This is a genomic window from Paenibacillus sp. PSB04 (assembly GCF_025809195.1).
Lineage (GTDB): Bacteria > Bacillota > Bacilli > Paenibacillales > Paenibacillaceae > Paenibacillus_AQ > Paenibacillus_AQ favisporus.
Genome location: NZ_CP081301.1, coordinates 3483003 through 3499151, shown reverse-complemented (window position 1 = coordinate 3499151; position 16149 = coordinate 3483003). Strand labels below are relative to the sequence as shown.

Annotated in this window: 13 protein-coding genes and 2 riboswitches; of the genes, 5 read left to right on the top strand and 8 right to left on the bottom strand. The window is 57.3% G+C overall.

Annotated elements, in window-relative coordinates; translation table 11 throughout:
• Positions 1-19: 19 nt before the first annotated feature.
• Entirely contained in the window at positions 20-1093 is a 1074-nt protein-coding gene (locus K2F33_RS16120; protein WP_263882195.1) for an undecaprenyldiphospho-muramoylpentapeptide beta-N-acetylglucosaminyltransferase, read from the bottom strand.
• A 272-nt stretch (positions 1094-1365) separates the two neighbouring features.
• On the opposite strand from K2F33_RS16120, the gene K2F33_RS33635 reads away from it, so the two are divergent.
• Together K2F33_RS33635 and abc-f are read left to right on the top strand one after the other, a co-directional pair.
• Positions 1366-1515: an RAxF-45 family protein gene (locus K2F33_RS33635; protein WP_279628456.1), complete on the top strand. Its 150-nt coding sequence runs from the start codon at positions 1366-1368 to the stop codon at positions 1513-1515.
• Positions 1516-1605: 90 nt separating this feature from the next.
• Positions 1606-3579 (top strand): ribosomal protection-like ABC-F family protein, encoded by a 1974-nt coding sequence (gene abc-f, locus K2F33_RS16115; RefSeq protein ID WP_263882194.1) that lies wholly within the window; start codon positions 1606-1608, stop codon positions 3577-3579.
• A gap of 133 nt (positions 3580-3712) precedes the next feature.
• Here abc-f and K2F33_RS16110 read toward each other — a convergent pair whose 3' ends face one another.
• The 7 genes from K2F33_RS16110 to K2F33_RS16080 form a co-directional block, all read right to left on the bottom strand.
• Positions 3713-4345: a 50S ribosomal protein L25 gene (locus K2F33_RS16110; protein WP_076169684.1), complete on the bottom strand. Its 633-nt coding sequence runs from the start codon at positions 4343-4345 to the stop codon at positions 3713-3715.
• Between the two features lie 279 nt (positions 4346-4624).
• Positions 4625-5083 carry a cupin domain-containing protein gene (locus K2F33_RS16105; RefSeq protein WP_145131506.1) on the bottom strand — a complete coding sequence of 153 codons (459 nt, stop codon included), beginning with the start codon at positions 5081-5083 and terminating at the stop codon, positions 4625-4627.
• Between the two features lie 301 nt (positions 5084-5384).
• Positions 5385-7721, bottom strand: coding sequence for a type I pullulanase (pulA, locus tag K2F33_RS16100; RefSeq protein WP_318672614.1), 2337 nt, complete (start codon positions 7719-7721; stop codon positions 5385-5387).
• Between the two features lie 411 nt (positions 7722-8132).
• Positions 8133-8525: a glycine cleavage system protein GcvH gene (gene gcvH, locus K2F33_RS16095; RefSeq protein WP_263882193.1), complete on the bottom strand. Its 393-nt coding sequence runs from the start codon at positions 8523-8525 to the stop codon at positions 8133-8135.
• 48 nt (positions 8526-8573) lie between these two features.
• Positions 8574-9494 (bottom strand): L-serine ammonia-lyase, iron-sulfur-dependent, subunit alpha, encoded by a 921-nt coding sequence (gene sdaAA, locus K2F33_RS16090; protein ID WP_212984513.1) that lies wholly within the window; start codon positions 9492-9494, stop codon positions 8574-8576.
• A 7-nt stretch (positions 9495-9501) separates the two neighbouring features.
• The gene (gene sdaAB, locus K2F33_RS16085) at positions 9502-10176 is read right to left on the bottom strand and encodes an L-serine ammonia-lyase, iron-sulfur-dependent subunit beta (protein WP_076169679.1); all 675 of its coding nucleotides are present in this window, start codon (positions 10174-10176) and stop codon (positions 9502-9504) included.
• Between the two features lie 174 nt (positions 10177-10350).
• A riboswitch (glycine riboswitch) is annotated at positions 10351-10463 on the bottom strand.
• 110 nt (positions 10464-10573) lie between these two features.
• Complete coding sequence (locus K2F33_RS16080) at positions 10574-11413, bottom strand: ROK family protein (protein WP_263882192.1); 840 nt, start codon at positions 11411-11413, stop codon at positions 10574-10576.
• 259 nt (positions 11414-11672) lie between these two features.
• Positions 11673-11769, top strand: a riboswitch (glycine riboswitch).
• 280 nt (positions 11770-12049) lie between these two features.
• Here K2F33_RS16080 and gcvT point away from each other — a divergent pair.
• From gcvT to gcvPB, 3 genes are read left to right on the top strand one after another with little or no spacing between them, the layout of a single operon-like run.
• Positions 12050-13156, top strand: coding sequence for a glycine cleavage system aminomethyltransferase GcvT (gene gcvT, locus K2F33_RS16075; protein WP_263882191.1), 1107 nt, complete (start codon positions 12050-12052; stop codon positions 13154-13156).
• A gap of 57 nt (positions 13157-13213) precedes the next feature.
• Positions 13214-14566: an aminomethyl-transferring glycine dehydrogenase subunit GcvPA gene (gene gcvPA, locus K2F33_RS16070; protein WP_263882190.1), complete on the top strand. Its 1353-nt coding sequence runs from the start codon at positions 13214-13216 to the stop codon at positions 14564-14566.
• Positions 14563-16020, top strand: coding sequence for an aminomethyl-transferring glycine dehydrogenase subunit GcvPB (gcvPB, locus tag K2F33_RS16065; protein ID WP_263882189.1), 1458 nt, complete (start codon positions 14563-14565; stop codon positions 16018-16020). Before gcvPA ends, gcvPB begins: the two co-directional genes overlap by 4 nt.
• Positions 16021-16149: the final 129 nt, after the last annotated feature.

Genomic DNA, 16149 nt, shown 5'->3' with positions numbered 1-16149 from the left:
TTCTTGGCGCAGACGATCTTTAACGGCTTTTTGCGGTTTCTTTGATCAGCTTGAATACTTCCGCAAGCGCGTCCGTCTTTTGGCCGCTCGCCATGGCCGATACATAGGCATCCCGATGGGCATGCAAAACCCGGATCCGCTCGAGCAGCGTTTGCGGAGTCAGACCTTCCTCTTCCAGCACTTCGGCATAACCCGCTTTTTCGAACGAATGCGCATTAAGAATTTGATCGCCCCGGCTTTGCTGCCGGGTCAATGGGATGAGAAGCATCGGCTTGCGCAAGGAAAGGAACTCAAAGATCGAATTGGAGCCGGCACGGGTGATCACCAGATCCGACATCGCCAGCACATCCGGCAGTTCATCGCGAATGTATTCGAATTGACAATAGCCGGGAACCGTCAGCGCCGGATCGAGCTGCCCTTTCCCGCATAAGTGCACGACTTGAAAAGCTTCCGTCAGCTCAGGCAGCGCCTGGCGTACCGCCCCGTTAATGCTCTGCGAGCCAAGACTGCCGCCCATTACCAGCAGAACGGGCCTCCGCGGGGTGAACCCGCACAGCTTCCGTCCGGCGGCAGCGCTGCCCTGTTTCAGCTCATTCCGGATGACTGCGCCGACATGGCGGCCCTTGCCCTTGCCGATATGCGCAGTCGCTTCCGGAAACGTCGTGCACACCGCTTCAGCCATCGGGATGGCAATCCGGTTGGCCAGCCCCGGCGTGATGTCCGACTCGTGAATGATAACTGGCACCCGGTTCAGCCAGGCACCGATGACGACGGGCACAGATACGAACCCGCCTTTGGAAAATACAATATCGGGTTTCCGGCGGCGGATGAGACGGTACGCCTGATAGACGCCCTTGGCGATCCGGAACGGATCCTTGGCGTTTTGCCAGTCTAAATACCGGCGCAGCTTCCCTGTCGATATCGGAAAATACGCCACGTCCGGCAGCGGCGACAACAGCTCCCGCTCGATCCCATTGACCGAGCCTATGTATTCCACCGCCCAGCCTTCCTGCCGGAACAGCGGGATCAGCGCCAGGTTGACCGTGACATGTCCGGCGGACCCTCCGCCGGTAAACATTATTTTTTTCTTCATGAGGCCCTCCACTCGTTTCAACCACTGCATCTTATTGTATTATAATGCCGGTCTGGAGATAAATGCCCGTCCCGCTATTACAAATCAGCCGTACACACCGACACCCCTTCGACAGCCCGAAGCCGAATTGGGACCACACATCCAAAGCCTGCTGAGGGTTCTGATCCGGGTGATATGGCCATTTTCATAAAATGTTTCATCCATTGCTTGCTTTTAGCACTCGTTGTGGATACAATAAAGCTAACTTTTTTTAACAGGGAGGTGAGGTAGAAGTGGTACGCAATTTTGGAAACGACCGGATCAATCAACTGCCGATGATTTTGTCCGGCATTTTTTACAGAGTTCCCGTTAACGGGATCCGTCTGTCCATTTTTAACAATCCGGTTGTTTTACAAAATTGCGAAATGCCGCTCCTACCTTAACTTCAACGGATAAGCGTTGAACGTTCAAGCCGCAGGGACATTTCCCTGCGGTTTTTTTCTGTAGATGCGGCTTCTATGGAGGAAAATACAATGATGATTCAATGCAAAAACATACAAAAATACCATGGTGCCCAGCTCGTTCTGTCTGATGTATCCTTTGAAATCCGCGAAGGGGAAAAAGCGGCCCTGATCGGCCGCAACGGCTGCGGAAAAACGACGATGCTCCACTTGCTGAACGGCGGAGACAAGCCGGATCAAGGCGAAATCTCCATTTCGCGGGGCGCCAAGCTTGGCTTCCTCGCCCAAATTCCCCAAGCCGGAGACGGCGAAACGGTGTATGACATCCTGCTGCGCGCTTTTACGGCGCCGCTTGAATGGCAGCGGCGGATGCGCGAGCTGGAGGCGCTGATGTCCGGCTCCTCCGCTTCCGGCGGCAAAGAGCCAGAGCAGTGGCTCGCCGAATACGGCAGGCTGCAGGAACGCTTTGAAGCAGCCGGCGGTTATGAAATGGAAGCGACCATTGACCGCATCGCCGGCGGCCTTGGCATCCCCGCGGGCCAGTACACCCGCCCCTTCGCCTCCCTCTCCGGGGGAGAGAAGACCAAAATCGGGCTCGCCTCCCTGCTCCTTGAGCAGCCTGATGTGCTGCTGCTGGACGAACCGACCAACCACTTGGACATGGCGGCGATCGAATGGCTGGAGCAGTTCCTGAAGGAATACCGCGGCACCGTGCTTACGATATCGCATGACCGTTACTTTCTCGACAAGCTCGTGACCAAGGTGGTCGAGATTGAAGACGGAGAAGCTTTTACCTACCACACCGACTACAGCGGTTATCAAAAGGAAAAGGAAGCGCGGCTCCTGCAGCAGTTTGCCGATTACCAGGAGCAGCAGAAAAAAATCAAAAAGATGCAGGAAAGCATCAAACAGCTGATCGAGTGGGGCAACCGGTCCAACCCGCCGAACGCCGGGTTCCACCGCCGTGCCGCCTCCATGCAGAAGGCCCTCGACCGTATGGTGAAGCTGAAGCGGCCGGTGCTTGAACGAAAGACGATGGATTTGTCGCTGCAGCAGGAAGACCGCTCCGGCAAGCAGGTGCTCGTGTTCGAGGAGCTGGGCAAATCGTACGGCACACGCACCTTGTTCAAAGGCGTCAACGAAACGCTCCGGTACGGGGAAACCGTCATGCTGCTCGGCGGCAACGGAAGCGGCAAGAGTACGCTGATCAAGCTGGCCCTGGGCGAGCTCGAACCGACGGAGGGGAGCGTGGCCGTCGGCTCGCGCGTCAGCATCGGTTACCTCGCGCAGGAGGAAACGCCGGAATCCGTCAAGCAGAACGTGCTTCAGTACTACCGGGAACAGGCCGGCATCGAGGAAGGTGAAGCCCGCGGCCGGCTGGCGCGATTCCTGTTCTACGGCGCCGATGTATTCAAAGACATCCGCAGCCTCTCCGGCGGGGAATGGACGCGGCTGCGCTTCGCCATCCTGATGGAGCAGAAGCCGAATCTGCTGATTCTGGACGAACCGACCAACCATTTGGACATTGACGCGAGGGAAGCGCTGGAAGAGGCGCTCGAGGAGTTCCCCGGCACCATCTTCGGCGTATCCCACGACCGGTATTTTATCAACAGGCTGGCGGCCAGAATTTGGAGCCTGGATCACGGGCAGGTCCGTTCCTTCATCGGTAACTTCGAGGATTACAAACAGGAAATCCGCAAGCTGAGCGAAGCCGAAACGGCGGCGCAGGCACGGAAGGCTGAGGCGGCTGGCTCAAAGGGCGCGGAAGCCGGCAGCCAGGGCAAGGAGCCGGTATCCAAGCCGGCTGCTGCGCGCCCCGATACCGGCGAGCGGCGTTCCCGGAAAAGCGATGCCTCTGCTTCCATTTCACTCGAGCAGTCGATCAAGGAGCTTGAGGCCCGTCTGGGGCAGATCGACGCCGACATGCTGGAGGAAGGCGCCGCCTCAGATCTGGGGCGCCTGCAGCAGCTTCATGCAGAGCGGGAGCAGCTGCAGGCACAGCTGGATGCGGCGTATGGGCAGTGGCTGGAGCAGCAGGACGCGTAAGCAGGTGATGCTTATGCGGGCGAAACGTACACAGGCGATTCGCAGTGCATCTCACACATGTCTCATGCAAAGAAACCCCTGGTCGTGAACGACCAGGGGTTTTCCTGTACAAGCATGTATATGATAAGACGTTTTATTCGTTGTTGTCTTCTGCAGCCGTTTCCGCCGCTTCTTCTCCCTCCGCTGCCACGGATTCGTCCGCAGCCTGGGCCTCCGTCGCCATGCGGGATGCCGTTACGGAAGCAACCAGCTCTTCCGGTGAGGCTACGAGCGTTACGCCGGATGGCAGCTGGATGTCTCCGGCTACCAGCTTGTCGCCGATTTCCATATGCGATACGTCCACGGTGATCGCGGATGGCAGATTTGCAGGAAGCGCCTCGACTTCAAGCTCGGTCTCCTGATGCTGAAGCACGCCGCCCACCTTGGTGCCGGCAGCCGTACCTTGGAAGTCGATCGGAACGCGAACCTTGATCGGCTTGTTGGCGGAGATGTGCATGAAGTCCACATGCATCCACTCACCGGCTTTGCGCTGGTAATCCTTGATGATCACGTCCAGATCCGACGAGCCTTCCACCTTCAGCTTGAACACTTCGGACCGGCCTGTTCTGGCAACTTTCGCCAGCTCCTTCGCATCGACGCTGACCGGCATGCTCTCGGTCTGTGTCCCGTAGACCACCGCCGGAATGCGTCCGCTTTGTCTCAAGCTGCGCAGGCTCGAATGCTTCGTGTCGGTTCTTCGTTCTGCTGTAAGAGAATGAGATGTCATCTTTTACAACCTCCTCTGATATTTAATCTGTCCCCTGCAGTACACAGGCATATCTATGTATTACCCATTTTTGGCGAAATCAAAACCTTGCAGCGCAAAACAGCCAGCTGCATCTGTACGCTGCTTAGCCCGGAGTACACCGAAGGAAGGAGCAGTATATCTAAACAAAAACGTCTTAAAGCGGTCCTTTCCAATATCACAAAAAATCCCGCATCGGTCATTGCAACCGTGCGGGATTTAGGCTGGCCCGGCGAACGGCACATGCCGCTGCCGAAGGTTTTATTTTCCGGATATCATCGTAAAATCGTCAAAATGAAAGCCTGGGGAAACGACGCAGGAGACGAACACCGGCTCGTCGCCCAGCGGCTTGGCCGCCTGCCAGACATTGGCCGGAACGAGCGCCTGCGGCACCTGACCTTTATCAACGTCCATTCCCAAAATGATTTTGGTCTCCCCGCCCGGCTGTTCCCCATCGCCTCCGAGCAGCAGCTCGAGCGGACTGCCGGAATGCCACAGCCACAATTCATCGGAATAAACGCGGTGCCACGCGGAGGATTCCTCCGGATGCAGCAGGAAATAAATCGAAGTCGCCGAAGGGCGCGAACCCGAATACTTGGGATCCAGCACGTCTTTCGGGATTTCAAAGGACGCCTTCCATAACTCCTTGTACCACCCGCCCTCGGGATGGGGCAGCATGTCAAAGGTTTTCACCAGAGGCGACAGCAGTTTCTCGGTCATCGTAAGCCTTCTTTCTCTGTTATATATCACCCTATCCAAGGGAATCTCACTTTACTTTATAGGAATCACCCGTTTTTGTAAAATGCATGCATCCCTATTCCGGTTACAGAAAAGAAAGCTCCATATTTCCGTCATACCGTCGCCCCAAGCTTCTAGGCTTCTAGGCTTCTAAACTTCTCAGCTTGCAAGCTTCTAATGCGGCCAAACCTTCCAACCTGTTAAGCTGCTCCATCCCCAGGTTGCCGTACGCTCCAGCCAGCCCCCTTACACAGCCGGCCGCACTCCTCCCGGCACCCGGGCGTCAGCTGATCTTCTTCCAGTCGTCCGATCCGCTCCGGACAAGCACCTTCAGCTTGCTGTGATGCCATCCGAGCTTGATAAACCGGTCCTGGTCGCAGTCCTTCGCCTCCCACTCGTTCAGCCGCACGATATATCCGATTTCCTGCACGTTCAGCGGGACATATATCGTCGCCACAGCGCGTCCGTCCTCCATCCGGTCAAAATCGACCCGGCGTTCCCGCATGCCGCTGCCCCATACCCATAAGTTCCAGCCGTCATATTTGCGGTCCTGGCGCTCATAATGCAGCTCCACCGTCTTGAGCGGGCGCGGACGGCCGCCTTCTTCCTCATACAGAACCATGACCGACAGGCCTGGGACGCTCACCGTTTCGTCGACGATCATCTCCAGCGCCCCGTTCCGGGCCTGAAGGTTTTTGACGGCCACCTTCCAGCCGGTAATGGAAAACGGAATGTCGACCTGCGCCTCCCGAACGTTTGCGTTGTAGATGACGATGATATTTTTCCACGTATCGCCGTTGGCATGATCCTTCAGCCGGTAAGCGACGACATTGCCGTCGCAGCGCATGACCTCCATGCTCCGTTTGATCTGCTCCTTGTCCGTCATACGGAACGCCCGGTGGGCGCGGCGCAGCGCGATCAGTCCCTGGTAATACTCGAATACCGGCAGGAACCGGGACTTGTTGCTCCAGCGGATGGCGTTAATCGCATCCCCGCTCCGGTAGCTGTTGTGGTCGCCGAATTTGCTGCGGAGCATCTCGTCACCCGCATGAATGAGCGGAATGCCCTGAGAAGTCAGCACGATGCCGTTGGCCAGCAGTGCTCTCCGGACGCTTTCGTTCTCCAGCAGCCGGTCCTGGTCGATGCTCCGGTAAGGATCGGTGGCTGCGACAGCTTCTTCGAGGCTTCCCCCTCCGGCAAGTTGGCCGTTATCGATACCCCGGATCAGATCACCTCCCAGTCCCTGCGTAATCAGTACTTTATCCCACAGGTTAAGGTTGTCGTGAACCGTCACATAGTTGATCGTCTCCGTAGGTGATCCGGTAAAATCGTCGATTGCCCCCTGAATGCCGGCCAATACCGCCGCTTCCTTGCCGGGCTGCCCCGTGGCAAAGCCCTTTCCCGCACCGTCGCTGTCTCCCTTGATGGCCCCCCGGAAATTGTCGTTGAAAACGGCAAAGCCTTTACCCCTTTGGGATCCTTTCAAGGTTTGCTGCTTCAGCGGCGTTTCACCGCCTGTCCAAGGCTCCCCGTAAATCAGCAGTCCCGGATGCTCGCGGCGGAGCTCCTCAGTGATCTGCGCGATCGTGTCCGTGTCGATCAGACCCATCAGGTCAAAACGGAAACCGTCGATATGGTATTCTTCCGCCCAATAGTGCAGGGAATCCTTGATGTATTTGCGGACCATCGGGCGCTCGGTTGCCAGCTCGTTCCCAACGCCGGAGCCGTTGCTGAACCGCCCTGACGCATCGGTCCGGTAAAAATAACCCGGCACAACCTTCTCAAACAGGCCTTCCCCCGCAGAGTAGGTATGATTGTACACCACATCCATCACGACCCGGATTCCTTTGCGGTGCAGCGCCATAATCATCTCCTTGCATTCCCGGATCCGGACTTCGGGGCTTGACGGGTCGGTCGCGTAGGAGCCTTCCGGCACGTTGTAATGCTGGGGATCATAACCCCAGTTGAATTTCGGTTCTGCCGAGTCCGGATCATCGACCGTCAGCTCGTTCACCGTCGCATAATCAAAAATCGGCAGCAGATGGACATGTGTCACGCCGAGTTCGGCCAAATGATCGATGCCGAGCCGGCTGCCGGCTGCGTCCCGCACGCCTGTCTCCGTAAACGCTTTGAACTTGCCTTTATACTGGAGCCCGGAATCCGGGCTGATCGAAAAATCCCTGACATGCAGTTCATAGAGTACCGAGTCTTCCACCCCCAGAAGACCGGGAGTTTCTTCCTCTTCCCAGCCCTCCGGGCTTGCGGCCTTCACGTCGACGATCGCCGTCCGCTGCCCGTTGGCACTGACCGCCCGGGCGTAAGGATCGGCCGCATAAACTTCCCGTCCGTCCGGGTGCTCCACCTTGTACATATAATATTTTCCGGCCAAATCGCCTCTGAAATGAAGTGACCATACGCCGCCTTCCCCGCGTCTCATGCCGATTTCGAACCCTCCGGCGTGATCGGTAAGCGCTCCGCCGTCATAAGTTCCGGCATCGTCATACAAGGCGAGGGTTACCTTCGCCGCCGTCGGCGCCCAAACTTTGAATATACTTTCAAGATGCGTATAATGACATCCCAGGTCGCCGCCTTCATATATTTCCACGTTATTCATCATCATTCATCTCACCACCATGGTTTACCTGAATAAATGCCTCAAAAAATCGCTTTCACTACATCCTATGTTACTTTCTTGCCATTTGTAAGGGGTTCTATAAGCTTTTCCCTGCCCAAATTTACGGGACAGCTGTGACTGCATGGTTAAATCATTATATGCTTGTACGCTAGCATTTACCCCATAGTTGCACGGTTCTTTCAAATCATAGAATAATAGATCCAGGGCAGCTTCCATTTAGCGGCGTATGTACCCTCCTCTTGTTCTTGTTATCGACAAACCGAACCCTGGTCATAAATAACCCGCGCTGCAGGTGCAATAAGCTGTGCCGGGATAATGGGCCCTCGTATAAAATCGTGGTATAAAATCAAAAAGGCTGCGGCACGATGTGCCCCAGCCCCTGTCTCGATATCGTTATTATTCGTTCAAAAATTGCTCATACTGCTCTGCCGTCAGCAGCGATTGCAGCTGCTCTTCCAAATCTCCTTCAACCTCTACCTCGATCATCCAGCCTCCGTCGTACGGCTCGCTGTTGACGAGCTCCGGCTCGCTTTCCAGCGCATCGTTGATTTTGGTCACTTTGCCGCTCACCGGACTGAACAGATCCGACACGGTTTTGACCGACTCGATCGTTCCGATGCTCTCTTCGGCCGCGACGTCGGCGCCGGCTTCCGGCAGCTCCACAAACACGATGTCCCCCAGCTGGTGCTGGGCGAAGTCGCTGATCCCGATGCGGACCACAGATCCGCCTGCCTTTTCCACCCATTCATGATCCTTGCTGTACCAACGGTTCTCCTTCACATTGCTCATCGATTTCGCGTCTCCTTTGATTTCAATTTTGGGGCTGCCGTTAATAGGTTAATCTTCCTTGGCAGGCGCTTTAGCTTCTTTGGCCTTTCTGCGCCGCTGTTCCACCAGTTCCTTGGTCAGCTTGCGGCCAGTTGGCGTCTGGGCGAGTCCGCCCTTCCCGGTCTCGCGGTGCTTGGCCGGCATGGCGCTTCCGACCTCCAGCATGACGCCGATCACTTCATCGGCCGGGATAACGCTGCCAACGCCGGCAAGAGCCATGTCCGAAGCCGCCAGGGCGGTGACGGCCCCCAGCCCGTTCCGGACGATGCAGGGAATCTCCACCAGCCCGGCGACCGGATCGCAGATCAGGCCGAGGCAGTTCTTCAGCGCCAGGCCAACAGCATGAACGGCCTGCTGGGGCGTGCCGCCGCGCAGCTCGACCATCGCACCCGCGGCCATGCCGATCGCCGAACCGACTTCTGCCTGGCAGCCGCCTTCCGCCCCCGAGATCGAGGCGTTGTTGGCTATAACATAACCTATGGCGCCGGCACAGAACAAGCCCTTGACCAAATGTTCGTCTTCCCAGCCGAAGCGTTCCTGGGCGCTGACGAATACGCCGGGGATGATTCCGCATGAGCCCGCTGTCGGCGTCGCGATAATGCGTCCCATCGAGGCGTTCACTTCCGACACCGCCAGCGCGTAGGCCATCGCCTCGGCCGCAGGGCCGCCAAGCGATGTTTCGCCCTGCTGCATATAATCGGACACCTTTTTGGCATCGCCGCCGGTGAGTCCGCTCCGCGACTTGGTATTGCCGGTGAGCCCCTGGCGCACCGCTTCCTTCATCACACCGTAATATTCGGCCATTTGCCGGAATACTTCCTCGCGGGAGACGCCCGTTTCGCGCGCCTGATCCTCAAGCATAACCTCGGCAATCGTCTTGTTCTCCTGGCTGCAAATGTCCGCCAGCTGTTCGAGGGTCTCGAATCTCATATGATGGTTAGCTCCTTTTGGTCAAATCGATCATCGTTACTTCCTTGATGTGGGGAAGCTTGCGGATGGCCTGAATCGTGGTCTCCTCCGGAGCGGAATCCAGCTCGAACACGGTCATCGCATCCCCGCTGCGTCCCTTGCGGTCCACATCCATATATCCGATATTATATCCGTCCCGGCTGAGCAGCGCGGTCATGTTGGCCAGAACGCCCTGGCTGTCGGAATGCTTCACCGCCAGGGTCGGGTATTCGCCCGTGATCTGGACGTCAAAACCGTTCAGCGAATATACCGCGATCGTCCCGCCGCCAATCGAGGCGGCTACGATTTCAGCGGTCCGGCCGCCCCCGGTCAGCTGGATTTTGACCGAGTTCGGATGCGGTCCGTTGCCCCGGCCCTGAACCCATTCCAGGGTCATGCCGGCTTCTTCAGCCAGCACGTCCGCCTGCGGAATCCGCTGATCATCCGTTTCATAATCCATCAGCCCGGCGGTCAGCGCCAAATCGGTTCCATGTCCCCAATACGTCTCTGCAAAAGAACCGAACAGCGTCATCTTGGCCGTCTCCGGCTGGCTGCCCAGCAGCTGACGCGCCACTCTGCCGATGCGTACCGCTCCAGCGGTGTGCGAGCTGGAAGGCCCCACCATGGAGGGACCGATGATGGAAAACACATTTTTAAATCTCACTTCGTTCTACGCTCCCCGTTAGCTATTTTCGACGCGCTTTGCGATGAATTAGACAGAAAAAAAGGACAGCAAAAAAGGCGTCAGCACCTTTTCTCTGTCCCTTGTACCTGAGAGTTTGTGCGGCATCGTGCGCCGCGTTCCCCTTGGGTGGCCGAATAGCTCTCTCCAGAGCCGCGTCCCGCGGCGGTTCCTTGTACCTGAGAGATTAGCTGCCTGCATGTGCCTACCTGCAGCTTGCTCCTTCGGTGCCGCCCTTAAACGATGGGCGGTCTCTCCCGCGCGCGTTCATCCGCTGAATATTCAATTACTTTGCAAGCATCCGCTCTACTTTTCTAAACTCTGAACTAAGAATAAAGCAGAGCGAATACGGGTGTCAATATAACATATGCGGCCTCGTCTAAAACTCCATTCCCGTGCGCAAAAATTGCATCGCTCCGAGCGCCGCGATCCGCTTGCCGTCTTTCGGGGATGCGAAGGAGCAAGCATGGAACATGTCCGGCAGCGTATGCTTCTCGGCCGTCCGCAAAGCGGTGTCCATGTATCCCGGGTAAGTGGAGGTGCTGCCGCCAATCACCAGAACGTCCGGGTTAAACAGGTGCAGCACGTTGGTGATGGCCAGCCCACAGTAAAAGCCGGCACGTTCCAGCAAGGCCAACGAATCGCCGTCTCCATCCCGGATCTTGGCGAGGAAGGCGTCGATATCGCAGCCCGCCCTAGCGAGAATTCCGATGCCGCCTGCCAATTCGTCCACCTTGCGCGGCCCGGCTTCAGTCGCAATAACGGTGTAGCCCAGCTCCCCGGCAAACCCGCCTGCACCGGTATACATCCGCTGTTTGGAGTAGACCCCGAGCGCCAGCCCCGAGCCGGCCATCATCACCGCGACCGTATCCTTTTCCGGATAATTGGCCGCCTCGGCAACTGTTGCCGCTTTCACGTCATTGATCAGACGGCAGCGAAAGCGCCCTTTGGCAAAATCGTCAGCCGTCACCCCGCACAGCGCGCGGATATCGGAAAACTGCAGGCGGCGGTCTCCCTCTACGAGTCCCGGAAGCGCGATTCCCAGCCCCTCCGGCTCATACGGGAGCCCTGCTATAAAACGGTCAATCTCCCCCGCCAGATATTCCAGCGAACAATCCAGCCCGGTAGGGACCTTGTGCTCGACAAGCTGTCCATCTACCTCGGCAACCATCAGCATTTTCGTACATCCCATATCGACGCCTACTACGTTCTTCATCATCACGGCTCCTCCCAAATATTCTAATTCGCTTCACCTTCGGCGGACAGCTCTGGGATGATACAGTCCCCCCGGAATGCCGCTTGGACCAAAATACCCAAAATCGAACATTATGAACATAAATTCATTGTAATATTCGTAATTAGGCATTATGATAATGTTGTTGACACCGGTTTGTACTTTGAGTATTAATAATATATAGAACGAACTCGAACATTTGATTCGAGCTTTATGATGTCGTGAACAAACAATCGTATAGCGGATGATGGTAATGGGAGAGATTACTGCCGAGCAGTAACGCCGAAGGAGTAAGCCCGGACCCGGGTGAATCTCTCAGGCAAAAGGACGATTACCGGACGCATCTCTGGAGAGAATTCTGAACGTAAGAATCACCCAAGGGGAAACTTGCTTGTTGCCCGGGGTTGATGTGGAGCCCGAATTTCGCCTGTGAAGTCCCCGGGCCGCTCCATTCACCGGCATCCGTAAGGTAACTCTCAGGTACCAAGGACAGAGCTTGAAAGAAAGTATGCGAGCACGCATGCTTATTCTTTCGCCCTGTCCTTTTTGTGCTGCTTGGAAGAACTTTTATGATGAAAAGCCTAAACAATCCGTGGTAACACGTGAAAACCGAGGTGACTCATGTCCGAATTGAAAAGAACACCGCTTTTTCCTCTCTATGCACAGGTTCCCGGCGTCCGCTGCATCGATTTTGGCGGCTGGGAGCTTCCCGTCCAGTTCAGCGGCATCCACAAAGAGCATGAGGCGGTCCGCGAGGCCGCCGGGCTCTTCGACGTTTCCCACATGGGCGAATTCAAGGTGGACGGCCCGGGATCGGAAGATTTTCTCCAGCTCGTGACCGTCAATGACGTATCGGTTCTCGAGCCGGGTCAGGCGCAGTACAGCGCTTTGTGCTATCCGGACGGGGGCGTTGTCGACGACCTGCTCGTCTACAAGCTGGGCGTGGAGTCCTACATGCTCGTTGTGAACGCCTCCAACATTGACAAGGATTGGGCCTGGCTTCAGGAGCACCGGCCGGACGGCGTGAACATGGTGAACGAGTCCGAAGGAACTGCGCTGCTGGCTCTTCAGGGGCCGAAGGCTGAAGCGGTGCTGCGGGCGCTCGTCGATGCCGATTTGGGGCAACTTTCCCCGTTTCATTTTATCCAAAATGTGAAGCTGTTCGGCGCTAGTACGTTGATTTCCCGCACCGGTTATACGGGGGAAGACGGCTTTGAGATCTACCTTGCCGCACAGGATGCTCCTGCGGTCTGGAGCGGATTGCTCGAGCAAGGCGAAAGCTCAGGCCTGATTCCGGCAGGGCTCGGCGCCCGCGACACGCTTCGCTTTGAAGCGAAGCTGCCGCTGTACGGACAGGAGCTGTCCAAGGACATCTCCCCGCTCGAAGGCGGCATCGGCTTCTTCGTCAAGCTGGGCAAAGCGGCCGATTTTATCGGCAAGGCGGCCCTGCAGCAGCAGAAAGACGCCGGCGTGCCGCGCAAACTGGTCGGCATCGAAATGATCGACCGGGGCATCCCCCGCTCCCATTATCCCGTATATGCGGGAGATGAGCAGATCGGCGAAGTGACGACGGGAACCCAGTCCCCGACGCTGAAGCGTAATCTCGGTCTCGCGCTCGTGCAAAGCGGCTATTCCGCCCTTGGAACCGAAGTGGAAGTCGACGTCCGGGGCAAGCGGCTCAAAGCCAAGGTCGTAAGCACCCCTTTCTACAAACGCGAACGCAAATAAATAGCAGGCTAACAGCATGATACGATTTTCAACCTAATCTAAAGGAGCTGACTCCACTTGAAACACCGTTATCTGCCTATGACCGAACAGGACCAGCAGGAAATGCTGGATACGATCGGCGTCTCCTCTCTGGAGGACCTGTTCAAGGACATTCCTGAAGAAATCCGTTTCAAAGGGGACCTGCCCGTATCCCCGGGACTGAATGAATACGCGCTGACGACGCACCTGTCGGAGCTTGCCGCGAAAAATGCCAATACGGACCAATATGCCAGCTTTCTGGGCGCGGGAATTTATGATCACCACATCCCTTCGGTCATCAACCATGTCGTGTCCCGTTCCGAATTTTACACGGCCTACACGCCGTATCAACCGGAAATCAGCCAAGGCGAGCTGCAGGCGATCTTCGAGTTTCAGTCTTACATTTGCGAGCTGACCGGCATGGCCGTCGCCAATGCGAGTATGTATGACGGGGCCACCGCCCTCGCTGAAGCCGGCTCCCTGGCCAGCGCCGCCACAAAGCGCAAGCAGCTGCTCGTGTCCAGCACGGTGCATCCGGAAGCCCGTCAGGTTGTCCGCACGTATGCCAAAGGGCTCGGTCTCGACGTCGTGGAGGTCCCTTCCGCAAACGGCGTCACCAACCTGGCCGAGCTGGCTGAAGCCGTGTCCGACCAAACGGCCGCCGTACTCGTGCAGAGCCCGAACTTCTTCGGAGCGATCGAGGATTTGGCCTCCATCGGTGACCTCATCCATGCCAGCAAAGGGCTGATGGTCGTCAGCACCAACCCGATCTCCCTCGGCATTCTCGAAGCGCCGGGCAAGCTCGGAGCCGACATCGTCGTCGGCGACGCGCAGCCGCTCGGCATCTCATCTTCCTTGGGCGGGCCAACCTGCGGATTCTTTGCCGTGTCGCAGGACCATATGCGCCGCATGCCCGGACGGATCGTAGGCCAGACGGTCGACCGGAACGGCAAGCGCGGCTTCGTTCTGACGCTGCAGGCCCGCGAGCAGCATATCCGCCGCGAGAAAGCGACGTCCAACATCTGCTCCAACCAGGCGCTGCTCGCCCTCTGCGCATCCGTGTACCTGTCGGTCATGGGCAAGCAAGGCATGATCGAGGTCGGCCAGTTGAATCTGCAGAAGAGCCATTACGCCGCACGCCGGCTGGGCAGCATTTCAGGGATAAGCATGCCGTTCACGTCCCCGTATTTTAACGAGTTTGTCATTAAACTGCCGGAAGGAACCCGCGTGGCCGAAGTCAATGCGAAGCTGCTGCAAAAAGGCATCCTCGGCGGCTACGACCTCGGCAGAGCTTATTCCGAACTGGAAGGACATATGCTGATTGCTGTCACGGAACGCCGCACCAAAGAACAGATCGACCAATTCGCTCAAGCGCTGGAGGGCTGCATATGATTCAGGAAAAAGCGTTGATTTTTGAGTTGAGCCATCCCGGACGGATTGCCTACTCTTTACCGGAGTTTGACGTCCCTGTTGAGGAAACAGAAGAGCTGATCCCAAGCTCGATGCTGCGGTCGGAGCCAGCCGCGCTGCCTGAAGTGTATGAAGTGGACGTCATCCGTCACTATACCGAGCTGTCCCGCCGCAATTTCGGGGTGGACAACGGCTTCTATCCGCTCGGCTCCTGCACGATGAAATATAATCCGAAAGTGAACGAAGATGTCGCCCGTTATCCGGGCTTTGCCAAAATCCATCCGTATCAGCCGGAGGACAGCATTCAGGGCGCGCTTGAGCTGCTATACCGCCTGCAGGACGATTTGGCCGGTCTGACCGGCATGGACGCCGTGACCCTGCAGCCGGCAGCCGGCGCGCATGGCGAATGGACCGGTCTCATGATGATCCGCGCCTACCATGAAAGCCGCGGCGAGCACCGCGACAAGGTCATCGTGCCGGATTCCTCGCACGGCACCAATCCGGCCAGCGCCACCGTCGCGGGGCTGAAGACGATCACGATCCCGTCGACCGACAAGGGCCTCGTCGACCTTGACGCCCTGCGTGCCGCCGTCGGCAGCGACACCGCGGCGCTGATGCTCACCAATCCGAACACGCTCGGCCTGTTCGAGGAGCAGATCCAGGAAATTGCCGCCATCGTCCACGAGGCAGGGGGCCTGCTGTACTACGACGGAGCCAACTCCAACGCGATCATGGGCATCACCCGCCCGGGAGACATGGGCTTTGACGTCGTGCACCTGAATTTGCATAAAACGATGAGCACGCCGCACGGCGGCGGCGGTCCGGGAGCCGGTCCGGTCGGCGTAAAGAGCCGCCTGATTCCGTTCCTGCCCCGCCCGCTTGTGTCGAAAACGGCTGACGGTAAATATACGCTCGAAGGCGGCAGCGACCAGTCCATCGGGCGGGTCAAGGCGTACTACGGCAACTTCGGCATTCTCGTCCGCGCTTACACCTACATCCGCAGCTACGGCCCGGAAGGTCTGCGCCGCGTATCGGAGTGCGCCGTGCTGAACGCTAACTATATGATGAGCCGGCTCGCGCCATACTTCGACATTCCGTATCCGGGCGTCTGCAAGCACGAATTCGTCATGTCAGGCTCCCCGCTCAAGCAGTACGGCATCCGGACGCTGGACGTGGCGAAACGCCTGCTGGATTTCGGCTATCACCCGCCGACCATTTACTTCCCGCTGAACGTGGAGGAGTGCATCATGATCGAGCCGACCGAAACGGAGAGCAAGGACACGCTCGACGCCTTTATCGATACGATGATCCGCATCGCGAAGGAAGCGGAGGAGCAGCCGGAGTTGCTGCTGAACGCGCCGTACGACACACCGGTGACGCGGCTGGATGAAACGACCGCGGCACGCAAGCCTGTGCTGAACTGCGCCTGCAGCTGATTTTCGGATTTGGATTCGATACAATTCGGACTTAATGCGAATTCAGATATTGGAGAGAATACCCAGGAGCACCCTTTTCAGGGTGTTCTTTTTTTATATATTTTTCTGTAAACCGGAGACATACCTACA

Bases quoted from the DNA above. Each gene is read 5' to 3' on its own strand.
- K2F33_RS16120 (WP_263882195.1), bottom strand. From the start codon at position 1,093: ATGAAGAAAAAAATAATGTTTACCGGCGGAGGGTCCGCCGGACATGTC.
- abc-f (WP_263882194.1), top strand. From the start codon at position 1,606: ATGATGATTCAATGCAAAAACATACAAAAATACCATGGTGCCCAGCTC.
- K2F33_RS16110 (WP_076169684.1), bottom strand. From the start codon at position 4,345: ATGACATCTCATTCTCTTACAGCAGAACGAAGAACCGACACGAAGCAT.
- K2F33_RS16105 (WP_145131506.1), bottom strand. From the start codon at position 5,083: ATGACCGAGAAACTGCTGTCGCCTCTGGTGAAAACCTTTGACATGCTG.
- pulA (WP_318672614.1), bottom strand. From the start codon at position 7,721: ATGATGATGAATAACGTGGAAATATATGAAGGCGGCGACCTGGGATGT.
- gcvH (WP_263882193.1), bottom strand. From the start codon at position 8,525: ATGAGCAATGTGAAGGAGAACCGTTGGTACAGCAAGGATCATGAATGG.
- sdaAA (WP_212984513.1), bottom strand. From the start codon at position 9,494: ATGAGATTCGAGACCCTCGAACAGCTGGCGGACATTTGCAGCCAGGAG.
- K2F33_RS16080 (WP_263882192.1), bottom strand. From the start codon at position 11,413: ATGATGAAGAACGTAGTAGGCGTCGATATGGGATGTACGAAAATGCTG.
- gcvT (WP_263882191.1), top strand. From the start codon at position 12,050: ATGTCCGAATTGAAAAGAACACCGCTTTTTCCTCTCTATGCACAGGTT.
- gcvPB (WP_263882189.1), top strand. From the start codon at position 14,563: ATGATTCAGGAAAAAGCGTTGATTTTTGAGTTGAGCCATCCCGGACGG.